This window comes from Streptomyces sp. WMMC940, from assembly GCF_027460265.1.
GTDB lineage: Bacteria > Actinomycetota > Actinomycetes > Streptomycetales > Streptomycetaceae > Streptomyces.
This window is the reverse complement of the sequence record NZ_JAPZBC010000001.1, coordinates 3,737,120-3,751,506: the sequence shown is the minus strand read 5'-3', so window position 1 is coordinate 3,751,506 and position 14,387 is coordinate 3,737,120. Positions and strand designations below refer to the sequence as shown.

Annotated in this window: 10 protein-coding genes; 4 read left to right on the top strand and 6 right to left on the bottom strand. The window is 68.0% G+C overall.

Annotated features, from left to right (window positions below; translation table 11 throughout):
* Positions 1 to 2: 2 nt before the first annotated feature.
* The 5 genes from O7595_RS16430 to O7595_RS16410 form a co-directional block, all read right to left on the bottom strand.
* Complete coding sequence (locus tag O7595_RS16430; protein ID WP_269729432.1) at positions 3 to 374, bottom strand: hypothetical protein; 372 nt, start codon at positions 372 to 374, stop codon at positions 3 to 5.
* Positions 374 to 2,839 carry an AAA family ATPase gene (locus O7595_RS16425; RefSeq protein ID WP_269729431.1) on the bottom strand — a complete coding sequence of 822 codons (2,466 nt, stop codon included), beginning with the start codon at positions 2,837 to 2,839 and terminating at the stop codon, positions 374 to 376. The genes O7595_RS16430 and O7595_RS16425 overlap by 1 nt, the downstream gene beginning before the upstream one ends.
* A 439-nt stretch (positions 2,840 to 3,278) precedes the next feature.
* Positions 3,279 to 3,905: a hypothetical protein gene (locus O7595_RS16420; protein WP_269729430.1), complete on the bottom strand. Its 627-nt coding sequence runs from the start codon at positions 3,903 to 3,905 to the stop codon at positions 3,279 to 3,281.
* A gap of 16 nt (positions 3,906 to 3,921) precedes the next feature.
* A complete protein-coding gene (locus O7595_RS16415; protein WP_269729429.1) occupies positions 3,922 to 4,596 on the bottom strand; it encodes a hypothetical protein in 675 nt (224 codons plus the stop codon).
* Between the two features lie 106 nt (positions 4,597 to 4,702).
* Positions 4,703 to 5,314, bottom strand: coding sequence for a hypothetical protein (locus O7595_RS16410; protein WP_269729428.1), 612 nt, complete (start codon positions 5,312 to 5,314; stop codon positions 4,703 to 4,705).
* A gap of 230 nt (positions 5,315 to 5,544) precedes the next feature.
* Here O7595_RS16410 and O7595_RS16405 point away from each other — a divergent pair, with 230 nt between their 5' ends.
* From O7595_RS16405 to O7595_RS16390, 4 genes are all read left to right on the top strand, one after another.
* A complete protein-coding gene (locus tag O7595_RS16405) occupies positions 5,545 to 7,692 on the top strand; it encodes a hypothetical protein (protein ID WP_269729427.1) in 2,148 nt (715 codons plus the stop codon).
* 17 nt (positions 7,693 to 7,709) lie between these two features.
* Entirely contained in the window at positions 7,710 to 9,332 is a 1,623-nt protein-coding gene (locus tag O7595_RS16400; RefSeq protein ID WP_269729426.1) for a class I SAM-dependent DNA methyltransferase, read from the top strand.
* Between the two features lie 160 nt (positions 9,333 to 9,492).
* Positions 9,493 to 10,554 carry a restriction endonuclease subunit S gene (locus tag O7595_RS16395; protein WP_332328180.1) on the top strand — a complete coding sequence of 354 codons (1,062 nt, stop codon included), beginning with the start codon at positions 9,493 to 9,495 and terminating at the stop codon, positions 10,552 to 10,554.
* Complete coding sequence (locus O7595_RS16390; RefSeq protein ID WP_269729424.1) at positions 10,551 to 13,829, top strand: type I restriction endonuclease subunit R; 3,279 nt, start codon at positions 10,551 to 10,553, stop codon at positions 13,827 to 13,829. The genes O7595_RS16395 and O7595_RS16390 overlap by 4 nt, the downstream gene beginning before the upstream one ends.
* Before the next feature lie 78 nt (positions 13,830 to 13,907).
* Here O7595_RS16390 and O7595_RS16385 read toward each other — a convergent pair whose 3' ends face one another.
* Complete coding sequence (locus O7595_RS16385) at positions 13,908 to 14,366, bottom strand: ImmA/IrrE family metallo-endopeptidase (protein ID WP_269729423.1); 459 nt, start codon at positions 14,364 to 14,366, stop codon at positions 13,908 to 13,910.
* Positions 14,367 to 14,387 lie beyond the last annotated feature (21 nt).

Sequence of the window (14,387 nt, the reverse complement as noted above, 5' to 3'; positions counted from 1 at the left end):
GGTCAGTGCGAAAGGCGGCCGATCAGTTCCCGGACCTCGGCACGCCAGGTGCGGACCTGGTCGTGCGTGGGGCCGATCTCGTACTGGTGGTAGTGGCACCCGAGGCAGAGATGGGACCAGACGGCCTTGGCGCGGCGGGCGGTCTCCGCCGCCGTGTAGCAGCGCAGGCAGAGCAGCTTGGCCCGGCCCGTGGTGCGGGACAGCCCGGGCACCGCGGCGTCCAGCACCCGGTCGATGGAGATCTCCAGGGCCGTCCGCAGCGCGATGGAGGCACCACGGTGGCGGCCACCGACCGAGGTGCCGGCAAGGTCACCGGCGATCAGTCGGTCGGCCGTCAGCAGGAGGTCCGTGACGGAGGCGGCGGGAGCACTCATCACGCGTCCACCTCCGGCCTGCGCACCTTCTGCACCAGGGCATCGACGTCGTCGACGAAGCGCCGAGCGTCCGGGATCTGCGCGCCTCCCGGGTGCGCGCCGCTCTGGCACTGCCGGACGAGCTGGGCCGCCTGCGCCCCGTAACGGGCGCGCACCTCCGCATCCACGTCGCCGGCCTTCCGGACGTCACCGAAGAGGGCGAGCGCCGCGACCTTCCGGAACTTCTCGGCGTCGTCGACTGCGGCGTGCAGTTCCTGCTCGGGTCCGCCGCGACGGTGGTGCCGGATCCAAGCGGCTTCCAGGAAGGCGTTCTCGAGGGCGATACGGCACAGGCTGGGCAGCACGTGGCTGCGTGCCGTGACAGGAAGGTTCGGAGTTGCGGCGATGGCCATCGCGTCGGCGAGCGCCTGCGCGACCGGGTCGTTCACCCGGGTGACCTTCACCCTGGACGCCTGGCCACGCTCGACCTGGAACACCGTCACCGGCAGCTCCTGGCTGGTGAATGCCCTCTGGAGCCGGGTGTCGTGGGTGAACACGACGACCTGCCGATGCTTGCCGAGCTCGTGCAGGACCTGGGCGAGTCCGTTGACCTTGGCGGGGTCCATGGACTGCACGGGGTCGTCGATGACGATGAAACCGAAGGGGCTGTCGGCCGTGACGGCGCGGGGGAGGAACAGGGAGAGCGCGAGGGAGTGCAGTTCCCCCTGGCTCATGACACCGAGGGCAGAGGCGTCCTGGCCGTCGACGGAGACGTCCATGACGAGCGAGCGGACGGCAGCCTTCTCGCTGCCCCGCAGGCTCACGCCGTTGAGTTCGATGTCGCTCTCCTGGCGGAGCTTCTCCCAGATCTGCTGCGAATGGTCGGCGAATCCCTCCATGCGCCGCTCCCGAAGCTCGGTGGACAGCTTCTTGATCCATGCACGGGCCTTGCGGATGTCCCTGAGCCGCGGTGCGTTCTCCTCGGCGGCCCGGGCCCTTTCCGCCCAGGCGGCGAGGCGGATGACGAGCAGGCGCCAGCGCTCGTCCCGCCTCTCGAGCTCCTTCACAGCGCTCTCCTTGACCACGGCGCAGGCATCGGCCAGGGGCGCGGCGGTCTCACGCGCACGGCGGGCCAGCTCGCCCGGATCGCTGATCGTCCGGCAGGCAGTCCAGGCATCCCACGGATCGGTCAGAGCGGACGGGATCCGCTGAGGCCTGTACGCGAGGTCCTGCACGGACCGGGCAGCCGAGCGCAGTTCGCTGCGTGCGTCGTCGGCGGCCTTCGCCTCCTGTCTGAGGACGGCGATCTGCGCGGCGGCGCGCGCTGCCCAGTCCGCGTCCAGAGCACCGTCCGTCCCGCAGACCGGGCAGGTTTCCTCATCGGCGTGCCGGTCGTGGTGGGACAGGGCCTTGGAGAGGAGGTCGGCGCGCTGGTGGGCATCCTCGGCGCTGGTGCCGCGCACGTCCTCCGCGTCGGCGAGGGCCTTGGCCAGCCGGGCCACCGCCGCGTCGACCCGCTCCATGTCGGGCCCCTGAACACCGGCCGCGAGGCGCAGCTCGGCGAGAAGTCCCTCGTCGGAGTCGTCGGGCAGCCCGGCCACGAGCCCCCCGAGTGCGCTGAAGTCCGGGCTGCCCGGGGTGTCGATGGCCAGGAGCGCGTGGACCGCCCGCTCGTCGTCCTCCAGGTCATAGAGGGCGGCCGTGAGCTCCGGCACCTCCGCTTTCGCCGCCTTGGCCGCGTCGTCGAGTGCCTTCTCTTCCGTCCGGAGCCGGCCGTCGGCCGCGCTGAGATGCCTGAGACCGAGGATCGAGGCGATGGCGTCGTACATCTGCGCGGGCTTACCGCTGATCATGCGGTCGAGATCGACGTACGACAGGAAGGGCCGGTAGTCCTCCATGGCCTGCTTCCAGTCGACCCGGTCGACGGGGACGCGGCCGTGTCCCGGCCGCTTGAGCTCGCCCCGGGAGGCGCCGAAGTCCTCCCCGTCCCAGGTGCGGGTGAGCGTGCTGCGGCCGGCGTCGCCCTCGATGGCGAGCTTGACCTCGATCTCCGGATTTCCGCCGCCGTGGTGGAGGTTGCGCCAGTTGCTGCTGCGCGAGGCGTGCAGACCGTGCCATCTCATGTTGACGCCGGTGAAGGCCGTTTCGATGCCCTCGGCGATGCTGGACTTCCCCGAGCCGTTGCGGCCGACGACGAGGTTCACGCCGGGCCGGGGGCTGAGGCCCAGCCAGGTCCGGGGCCCGATGCCGCGGAATCCGGTGACGGCGACGGATTCGAGGTAGATCCGGCCGACAGAGGACGTCCCCCGCTCCTCCCCGCGGCCCAGCGCCTCCTGCAGGAGCACCTTCACGGGCTCGCTGAGCGACGACTCCTCGAGACGGAGCTGCACCAGCTCGGCCACGGTCGCGGGCTGGTCCGCGGGGTTCGGCCGCGTGATGTCGGTGGAGTGGTGCAGGTTCTCCTCGGGCTGTTCCATATCGGTCATGAGGTGCCTCCCGGGCGCCGGTCGGTGGTGCGGAGGGGACGGGCGGGGCGAGCGGCGGTGCGGCCGGTGCCTGCTGCACTGCTCGCCGACGGGACGGAACGATAGGGAGACGGAACAAAGAGTTGCGCCAATGAGTTGATAACCCGGGTTATCAACTTGTCAGAACGCATTGGTCAGTTGCTCTTGGCTGGACGCCCGTGCCCGCCTTGCCCTCCGCCGTGCAGGCCGGACGGATCGTTCCGACTGCAGTGGCCGAATTGAAGGATCATGTATCTCTGTCGGCGTACGTGGGTCGCAGCGTCTTTCATCGGTGCGAGCACGCCGCCGCCCGGGCTCGGTGACATCACCGCCGCGGAGGGCGCCCTACGGACCGGCATCGCCAGCGGGCAGGCGGTGGTGAACAGCAGCGCCCCGTCCCTACCGAGCTCTGGGGAGACGATCAGTCGCCGAGTGTGAATGCGAGTCCGCCCGCGCGAAGTTCGGTCTCGGTCTGTGTAAGGCCGCCGCGATGGGACACCTCTACGGTGTAGAACTTCGACCCCGGGGTGATGTCGTCGACCGTGAACGGGAACGTGCACCCCGCCTCGGTCTTCTCGCCCAGGCCGAGAGAACCGTGGGCGACGAGGGTCCCAGCCGCGTCGGTGATGTTGACCTGGGTACCGATGTCGATGTCTGAGTAGCCGCCCGTGCCGGAGCACAGCGCCCCGTCCTCAAGTCCCGTACCGACCGAGGTGAGCGTAATCGTGCCGTCCGTCTTGAATGTCTCCGGTCCATCCTTCTCATCAGCCGAGGTCGCGCTGGCAGAGGTGACACCCTCGCCCGCCTCGTCCCCGTCGCTTCCGAGGAGGGACGTGGCCAGCCAGCCGGCCCCCACCGCTGCCGCTCCGATCGCGACGCCGAGCAACAGGACCGTGCGGCGTGACAGTCCCGCCCAGCGGGAGCCGGTCCGGGGCGCGGGCGGAATGGAGGGTGCATGGTCCGGCATCGCCGGCACCGGCGCGGCGGATCCGGGCTCCGGTTCCATGCCCTTGGGCGGGACGGGGGGCAACGGCTCGGGTTCGGACATCGCGAGGGTTCCTCTCTCAGAGCGGGTGGATAGACCGCCGGCGCAGTCGAGGCGGGTGGGTCCTGTGCCGCTCCGGCGGTAGTCGTCGAGGGCGCCGACGGCCCAGGGGAACGAGGCGCGGAATCTCGCTCGCGGGGACCTTGCTGTGGATGGCGCGCAGGCCGAGCTTGGTCAGGGAATCCGCAGCCTCGTTCAACGGATTGCCGACGTGGGCCTTCTCGTGGACGAACGTCAGGTCCGGGGTGTACTCCGCGAGCATTTGGAGCTTCATGAGCGTGGGCATCCGGCCTTGGGAACGCAGGCGGGTGTCGTAGCCCTCCGGCATGCGCGTGCTGCCGCTCTGCCAGGCGTGCAGGTAGCCGAGCGCATCGAGGCTGTCGAGGCGCACTTGAACGGGTGCGCCGGGGTGAGCGGCGAGAACCGGCTTCAGGCTCCAATAGGCGGCCCGCAGTTCCGTGACAACGATTCGTGTGCGGGGAGCGGCCAGGTGCACCGGGTAGAGGTGGGCACGTAGTCCGGCATGACCGGTGGTGGCGATGAAACCGGCGGCGACGCGGTCCCTGCCGACGGACGCGTCGGTGGCCAGGACGATCGGTCCGGGTACGGCCCTGACCTTGCCGCTGACCTGCACCCCACGGCGTACACGGGTGTCGGAGTGGTGTACATAGGCGAGCGGAGAGCGACGGCCCATGGGGTTCCTCCTGATTCACGGAGTGCAGCGGATGGGTGGCGACGGACGGCCGGGCCGTCCGTCGCCCATGGGGGAAGCGCGGCGTCTGACCCTGTACAGCGGCTGGTCAGCCGACCTTCTGCCACTCCAGGCAGCCCTTCGTCTCGAAGTACTCGCCCTTGTTGACCGTCACCCGGGTCTGGCCGGTGATGTTGTCGTTGGCGATGATCCCGGTCAGTTCGCCGGAGGCGTCCTTGTGCCGGGCCCAGTAGCAGCCGAGGCCGAAGTTGTCGTCCTCGGGACCGGCGGACTTGTAGGTACCGGCCTGGATGTCCTCGCCGACGAGGAACGTGCCGTCGCTGTCGATGCTGGAGGGCGGTCCGGGCTTCTTGGCCGGCTTCGGCTTGGCCGTGCCCGTCTCCTTGGCCGTACCCGCCTCGTTGGCCGGCTTGGCATCGGGCGCCGCGGCACGGGCCGTCTTCGTGACGGTGACGGTCGGCGCGGGACGGGCGGTGTCGGCCGTGCCACTGGACTCCCCGCCGCCGATCGCAGCGCCGAAGATCAGCGCGACGAACGCCGCCGCACCGTGGGTGAGCCACGCCTTGCTCCTGGACGGCGTCGAGGGCGGCTGCGGAACGTACGCCGGCGAACCCGGCGACGGCACCGCACTCCACGAAGGGGTCCCGCCGTCCGCGCCGGGCTGATGGCCGGCGGGCGGTATCGAGGGAGAGCTGGTCATGTGTCGGACCTCCAGGCTTGAGCGCCCCTGGTAGGGCGATGGGCCACCCAAGGTGAGGCACGTTGCCTTCTTTGAGTCTGATGAAGGCTGATAACCCCTGTTATCAGGTCGACCAGAATCTGATCACGCCTAGCGCTGTAAAGTTCTGACACCTGCCGTGGTACCGGGCTCAGGGGGTTCGACCGAGGCCCGCACGCAGGACAACAGGTCTGATTCGAAGGGGACGGGCTGTGGCCACAGCGCGCGAAGCGACATCGCCCATCGTGCCCGAGATGCCGGCCTGGCGGATCACTTATGCCGAAATCGCCTCCCTCGCCCAGGTGAAGCGGCCTGTCCCCACTACATGGAGCCGTCGGCACCCGGACTTCCCCGCGCCTGTCGCCCACGAGGACGGCCGCCCCCTGTTCGACGCCCGCGCCGTCGTCGACTGGCTAACGACGACGGGCCGCGGCAACGCCGACCCTCGCCACCTACGCGCGGAGCTCGCCCTGCACACACTGTCCGCCTGGCGGACCCCCGCACTTTCGTCATCCGTACTGGTGGGGGCCCTGACTGCCTTGATCTGCCTGCGCCAGCAGTACGACTCAGCGGTCGCCGACCAGGACTGGGAAGCTCTCATGACCAGGGCCGCCGACCTGGACGCCGAGGACCAGTTCCTCCTCTCCGAGCTGCGCGCCGTACCCGACCCGGAGCGCATCGGCCCCGGCCTCGCCGCTCTCGCGGACGACCTGACCGAGGCCGCCTACACCCCGGCCGAGGCCTTCGACTGGGTCCTCGAGGCCCGCCGCCGTCTCGGCTCCCACGAGCTGGCCGCCGACGAACCCACCCCGGCCGTCGCCCGGGCCCTTGCCGCCCTGTCCGGCGTCGACACCCTCGGTGAGGAGTCCGTCGTCGCCACCCCGCACGCCCGCACCGGCGACCTCCTTGCCGCACTGCACGCCCACGCCCCCGAGAGCTCCGGCCACACGTACCTCGCCGCCGACCCCGACCCGGGCCGCGTCCGCCTCGTTCGCCGCCGGATGCTCGTACGAGGGGTGTACGAGTTTCAACTCGACGTCATGCAGGGCGAGGACCTGTCCGTCTCCGTCGACGAGTGGGGATACCCGAACCTGCTGGTCTGCGTCCTCCCTTACGAGGCCGCGGAGACCCGCAGCCCCGAGGCCGTCCTGGAGCAGGTGCAGGAGCTCACCGACTACCTTGGCACCGGCTCCACAGCCGTCGTCCTCGGTCCTGCCGACGTACTCGTACACCCGCTGCCGCGGCACGGCGAGGCCGACCGGCTGCGCCGCTCCTTCCTCCGCCCTGGCCTGCTGAAGGCCGTGATCAACCTTCCCGACGGCGTAATGCCGTACCGGCCCGGCTACCGCACCGCGGTGTGGGTCCTTGCCCGCACCCCGGAGGAGGAGCGCACGGGCCGGGTCCTCCTCGCCGACCTCTCCGCGCGACCGCTCACCGAGCCGGTTCTCGACACGCTCGCCGAGGACATCGCCATCTGGCGCTCTTCCGGCTGGCGTGGGGACCGCCGGCACGAGCCCCGCCACGCTGTGATCGTCCCCGCGAAGGAACTCAACGACCGGCCGGGCACCGCCTTCACCCCCAACCAGCGCTCCGCCGAGGCCCGCTACACGCGCCCGGTCATCGAGCGCCCGGCCCGCATCAGCGAACTCGAGCAGCACCTGACGGAGCTCCAGGAGCAGGCCCGCCGACAGCAGACCGACCTGCGCGCGGCGATGCGCATCCAGGCTGTCTTGCGCTCGGAGGATCAGCCGGTGCGGCGCACCACGGTCCGCCGGCTCCTTGAGGAGCGCCGCCTCCGCAAGCGCCCCGGCCACCGCATCGCGCCCGAACACCTGTCGGTAGAGGGCCACTATCCGGTGCTCGGCCCGGACGAGATCCTCGGCACCGTGAGGCACGGCAGCCGCCGTATCGACCGCGGTTTACTCCTCACTGCGTACGAGCACGCCCAGTTCACTGAGCCCGGCGACATCGTCGTCACCGCCAGCCCGCGCTTCGGCGTACACGTCGACACGGGCGGCCTGTCGGTGGTCGCTGCCCCAGCCCGCATCCTGCGTGTCCGCCCCGACGCCGACCCGCCGGTCCAGCCGCGGGTGCTGGCGGCGCTGCTGCGGGCGGCAGCCGCCGAGTATGCGCGCACCAGGGGAGCCGTGCGGGCGTCGCGCAGCATCGAGGACCTGAGCATCCCTGACCTGGGGCGGGCGGAGGCGGAACTATACGACGCCGCGCTCGCCGAGATCGAGGACCGGGCGGCGCTCCTGCGGCAACAGTCCGCCGCACTCGACGACCTGGTCCGCATAACGGCCGCCGGCATCGCCGACGGCACGCTGGCCATTCAGAATCTTCCCGGAACCGACGACTGAAGGAGACGGTCTGCCTGATGGCTACCGCTACGAAGAAGGCCGCCGACCAGGCGGAGCTGTTCAGTGCCTCCACCGCCAAGGAGATCCAGGCGATCCTGTGGAAGGCCGCGGACAAGCTGCGCGGCTCGATCGACGCCGCGCAGTACAAGGAGTTCGTCCTCGGCCTGATCTTCCTGAAGTACGTCTCCGACGCCTTCGACGAGCGCCGTGCCGAGCTAGCCAAGGAACTCGCCGAGGATGGCATCTCCGAGGACCGGCTCGACGACTTCTTGGAGGACCGGGACGAGTACACCGGCGCCCACGTCTTCTGGGTTCCGGAGACGGCCCGCTGGTCGTGGATCGCCGCCAACGCCAAGAGCCAGGGCGTCGGCAAGCTCCTTGACGAGGCGATGGACGCCGTCATGCGGGAGAACGCCTCCCTGACTGGCGTCCTCCCGAAGATCTTCAACCGCGACAACGTCGACCAGAAGCGCTTGGCCGAGCTCGTCGACCTCATCAGCGACGCCCGTTTCGGCGGCAACGAGGACAAGGCCGCGCAAGACGTGCTGGGCGAGGTGTACGAGTACTTCCTCGGCAACTTCGCGCGTGCGGAGGGCAAGCGGGGTGGCGAGTTCTACACGCCGCAGTCGGTGGTCCGCCTCATCGTGGAGATCCTGGAGCCGTACGGCGGGCGCGTGTATGACCCCGCGTGCGGATCGGGCGGCATGTTCGTCCAGGCGAGCAAGTTCATCGAGGCACACCGGGGGCGCGGCCACAAGGCCGACATCGCGGTCTACGGCCAGGAGCTCAACGAGCGCACCTGGCGTCTGGCCAAGATGAACCTCGCTATTCACGGCATCGACGGCAATCTTGCCGGCCGCTGGGGCGACACCTTCGCCGACGACAAGCACCCCGACCTCAAGGCCGACTTCGTAATGGCCAACCCACCCTTCAACATCAAGGACTGGGCGCGGGACGAAGGCGACCCGAGGTGGAAGTTCGGGGTTCCGCCGAAGAGCAACGCCAACTATGCCTGGCTCCAGCACATGGTCTCCAAACTGGGTGAGCGCGGCACGGCCGGCATCGTCCTGGCGAACGGCTCGATGAGCTCCCAGTCGAGCGGCGAGGGGGAGATCCGCCAGGCGATGGTGGAGGCGGATCTGGTGGCCTGCATGGTCGCCCTGCCGTCCCAGCTCTTCCGTACCACCCAGATCCCGGCCTGCCTGTGGTTCCTGGCCAAGGACAAAACCCCTCAGGGTGCGAAGCACCTAGAAGACCGGCGCGGCGAGATCCTCTTCATCGACGCCCGCAGCATGGGCGAGATGGCCGACCGGACTGAGCGCATCCTGACAGATGCCGATCTCACGAAGATCGCCGGCACGTACCACGCCTGGCGAGGTACCGCGTCGGCGCGTGAGGAGAGGCTGACGTACCAGGACGAGTCTGGATTCTGCTTCTCGGCCGACCTGGAGACCGTGCGCGAGCACGGGTACGTGCTGACGCCTGGACGGTACGTGGGGGCCGTCGAGGCGGATGAAGATGACCCGGAAGCGGTGGCGGGAAAGATCGCCACATTGACCGAGGAGTTGTACGGACTGTTCAAGAAGTCGGTGGAGCTGGAGATGACGGTCCGGGAGCAGTTGGGGAGGATCGATGTCTAAGTGGCCTATTGTGCGATTCGAGGAACTCGCAGCACCCGAGAAGAGCGCTTTCTCGAAGCCATACGGATCGGCTTACACGAAGGACGACTATGTCCCTTCTGGCGTCCCACTGGTGCGAGGCGTAAATCTGGGTACCGGTCGATTTCACGACGATGAATTTGTGTTTATCACCGAGAAGAAAGCAGACAGTCTGCCTGGCGCGAACCTGACCGCAGGAGACCTGGTGATCACGCATCGAGGAACCATTGGTCAGGTGTCAATGATTCCGAGATCGCCAAAGTATGGCCGCTACGTCTTGTCTACTAGTCAGGTGAAAGCCCGGCTTGATATCTCGCGAGCCATTCCCGAGTTCTACTACTACTGGCTTTCTTCGCCGGCTGGGCAATATGAAATTCTGCAACACGTGTCAACCGTTGGTGTCCCAGGGCTGGTTCAACCCGTTGCCACCGTGAAATCGTTCAAGGTTCCCCATCCACCCCTTCCGGTACAGCGCGCAGCGGTGGCGGTGCTAGGCGCACTGGATGAAAAGATCGCCGTCAATGAGCGAATTGCGAGCAAGGTCCTTGAACTGGCTGACATGCGATTCAAGCAGTTGGCAGGTCAGCTTGAGTTCGGTAATGAGACCTTCGGATCGATGGCTACGGTCGCTGGCGGAGGGACTCCCAGTACTAAAGTTGAGGAATACTGGGGCGGGGGAATTTTCTGGACGACTCCTTCTGATGTGACGGCCCTCCCGTCTCCGTATCTCTTTGAGACCAGTCGGAGCATTACGCGGCGCGGCCTCGAGAACTGCGCCTCTCAGCTTTATCCGACGACATCAATCTTCATGACTTCTCGCGCCACGATTGGGGCCTTCGCGCTGCCACAGGTTCCTGCGGCTGTGAATCAAGGTTTCATTGTAGTGGTGCCCCCGAACGAGGAAATGCGTTGGTGGCTCTTGCATGAGATGCGCTCCCGTGTAAGTGAAATGATTAGTCTGGCAAACGGATCCACATTTCTCGAGCTCAGTCGTAAAAACTTCAAAGCCATGCGGATTCGCCTGCCGGACGCTACACGGTTGGAGGAGTTCGCTCACACAGTCGCGCCGTTGCATGCAACCGCCGTCCACACCTCCAATGAGAATCGAACCCTCGCCACCCTCCGCGACACGCTCCTCCCCCAACTCACGTCCGGCCTGCTCCGCATCAAAGATGCTGAGAAGATTGTCGAGGACAACACATGACGCCCCCCGACGACGATAACAAGCGCCACCGCCCCCACGAGTCTGACTGGGAGCTTCTCGCCCTCGACGAGCTCGGCGAGCTCGCCTGGCAGCACACCCCCGGCAATGAGCTCGCCCCCGGCTCCGGCCACCGCAAGTCGTGGGACGACCTGATTCTGTATCCGGACCTCCGCGAGGCGATCGAGCGGCTCAACTCCGAGCTGCCTCTAGACGCCGTCCGCGACGCCGTCGCCGTCGCCGCGACGCCGACGTCCCAGGACACGTATGAAGAGAACCGCACCGCCCACGGCTTTCTGACGACCGGCATCCGGTCCGTTACGTACACCGACGCCTTCGGCGCCGAGCACAACCCCACCGTCCGTCTCGTCGACCTGGACGACCCGGACGCGAACGTCTACCGCGCCCTCAACCAGGTGACCGTCATCGACGGCGAGCGTATCCGCCGCTTCGATGTCGTCCTGTATGTAAACGGCCTGCCGCTCGCCGTTCTGGAGCTCAAGCGCGCTGGCGACGAAGACGCCACGCTCCAGACCGCGCACTCGCAGGTCACCCGCTACGTCAAGGAGTTTCCGACTGCCTTCCGGTACAACGCGGTCATCCTGCTCTCGGACGGCATCACCGCCAAGTACGGCACACCCTTCACCCCGTACGAGCACTTCGCGCCTTGGAACACGGACGAGTTCGGCGCGCGCGTCGACCCGCTTGACGCCGAGGGGATATGGGACTCGGGCCAGAACCTGGCTGTACACGGCCTGTTCACTCAGCCGCGGTTCCTCGCCCTCATCCGGTCCTTCGTCAACTTCGTCCCGTCGAGGCGGATGAAGCGCATCGCGAAGCCGCACCAATACCACGCGGTGACCCGCGCCGCGGGGGCCGTGCGCCAGGCCGCGGCGAGCGACGGGAGGGCCGGCGTTGTCTGGCACACCCAGGGTTCGGGCAAGTCCGAGGAGATGGTCCTCACCACGACCATGGTGATGAAGGACCCGGCGCTTCTGAACCCGACGGTCGTCGTCATCACGGACCGCACGGACCTCGACGACCAGCTGTTCTCGACCTTCCTGGAGAGCGAGATCCTCCCGGAGGCGCCCAAGCAGGTCCTCACCCGGGCCGAGCTGCGCGAGGAACTTGCCGCCAAGCGGGTCGGCGGCATCCTCTTCACCACGCTGCAGAAGTTCGGCCGCACCAAGGAGGAGAAGCAGTCCGGCGCGGAGCACCCGCTGCTGTCGGACCGGCGCAACATCGTGGTCGTGGTCGACGAGGCACATCGCAGCCACTACGACTCCCTCAACGGCTACGCCCGCCACCTGCGCGACGCGCTCCCGCACGCCACGCTCCTCGCCTTCACCGGCACCCCGCTATCCCAGGCCGACCGCAACACCCGCGAGGTGTTCGGCGACAAGGGCGACTACAACGGCTACATCGACGTCTACGACCTCAAGCGTGCGGCCGACGACGGCGCCACCGTCAAGGTCTTCCACGAGAGCCGCGTCATCCAGCTCGTGATGGACAAGGGCGTAGATCCGACGACGATCGACGAGGAGGCGGACCGCATCACCGATGGCCTCGACGACGTCGAGCGCCGCCGCGTCGAACAGGCCGTCGCCACCATGAATGCGATGTACGGCGCGCCCGCCCGCATACGGGACCTCGCCGCGGACCTGGTCGAGCACTGGGAGGGACGGCGCGAGCGTATGAAGCCGTTCGTAGGCGTCTCCGACAAGGCCGGCGCGGCTGGCAAGGCGATGGTCGTGTGTGCGACCCGCGAGATCTGCGTCCGTGTCTATGACGCCCTGCGCGAGCTGCGGCCCGAGTGGCACAGCAACGAGGTCGACAAGGGCGCCATGAAGATCGTCTTCTCCTCGGATTCCCGTAAGGATCCCGACCACCTGCGCGCCCATGCCCTCCGCGACAGCCAGCGCAAGACGGTCATCAACCGGGCGAAGGATCCCGACGACGAGCTGGAGCTGCTCATCGTCAACAACATGCTCCTGACCGGCTTCGATGCTCCGCCCGTCCACACGATGTACCTGGACCGGCCGCTCAAGGGCGCCAACCTGATGCAAGCCCTGGCCCGCGTCAACCGCCGCTTCCGCGCCAAGGAGGACGGCCTCCTCGTTGGGTACGCACCGCTGACCGAGAACCTCCAGCGGGCGATCGCCGAGTACACCGAAGCCGACAAGCAGGACCGCACGCTCGGCCAGGACCTCGACCGGGCGCTGGACGAACTGCGCAACGAGTACGACATCCTCACCGACATCCTGCGCGGCTTCGACTGGCAGGCACGGCTGGCCATGCCGTCCAGGACGGCATTCATCGACGCTGCCATCAGGGCCGCCAACTATCTGCGCGATCCGCGTACGGCTGGCAACGACCCGGACAAGCTGGACGACCCCCGCCAGACGCTCGGCCGGCGCTTCCGCGAGCACGCCCACCGCCTGGAGCGCTTCTACGCGCTGTCTGCCAGCGCCAAGAACATCGGCGAGCGCTTCCCGGACCACCCCGCCTGGCGGCGCGACATCCAGTACTTCGTCGAGGTCCGCGCCTACATGGCGAAGTACGACGCGATGGATCGCGAGGCCCGCGGTCTGCCCGTCGCCCGCGACGTCGAGCTGTACCTCGCGCAGCTGACCTCCTCGGTCGTCGAGACCGGCGGCGTGACGGACCTGTTTGCCGAGGCAGGCCTGGAGACCGCCGACCTGACGCACCTGAACGACGCGCTCGTCGCCCAGCTGCAGAACAGTGAGACCCCGCACCTGGCGGCGGAGGCACTGCGGCGACTCATCGAGCGGAAGATGCGCGAGGTGACGCGGCACAACATCGTTCGCCGCACCACGTTCTCCGAACGGCTCCAGGACCTGATGGTCCGGTATATGCGGCAGCAGTACACGAGCGCGGAGCTCATCGCCAAGCTCGTCGAGATGGCGAAGGAGGTCATGGACGACGCCCGCCGCGGCGAGAAGTTCGAGCCGCCGTTGGACTGGCGCGAGCTCGCCTTCTACGACGCCGTGGCCGATCACGGCACGGCACGCTCGGTGATGGGCGACGAGGTGCTGGCCGGCATCGCCCGCGAGCTGGTCGCAGAGGTCCGCAGCAAGCTCAAGCCGGACTGGATCGCCCGCGAACCGGTCCGCGCCCGCCTCCGCAGCGCCATCAAGCGCCTCCTCGCCCGACACAAGTACCCGCCGGACCAGGAAGCCGAGGCCATCAACCTCGTCCTGAAGCAGATGGAGCACTTCGCCAACGAGTGGTCCACGAACGGCGTCCCGGACAACTGACGTCGTCTCCGGCACTGTGCGGCCAAGATTTCGCCCCGGCAGGAGTGTCTTATGCCGGGGCTGTCCGGCGCAGGGGCGCTAGCTCAACATTCCGAGGTTGATCAGCCGGAAACCCATCGCTGCTGTGCTCACCTGGAACACGTCTGCGAGACGAGCCGTGCAGTCGTCAGGGTCCTGACGTACTGCCGGGCTGAGTTTCACCAACTCTCGGCGGACCATCTCGGCCGGCATCAGCAGGCTCGCGGCGAACGCATTGGCCTCGATCTCTTCCTGATCGGTAGCCATGCTGGACGTCTTGTCCCTGAGGTTGACTCGCACCGGCCTGTCCAAGACGATCTCCCGCCCTGGATGCAGCAGCAAGTGTCCGAGCTCATGGGCGATGGTGAAACGCTGGCGACGCTCTGGGTGTGCCCCATTGACACCGATCACCGGAGGCTGCCCCTCGCGGCGGAGAAGCATGCCGGACACGTCGCCGTCCCTGAAAGGGCTCGCCGACACGAGGGCGCCATGGTCGGCGGCGAGCTGCTCGACGTTCACCGGTGGAGCGGAGACGCCTCC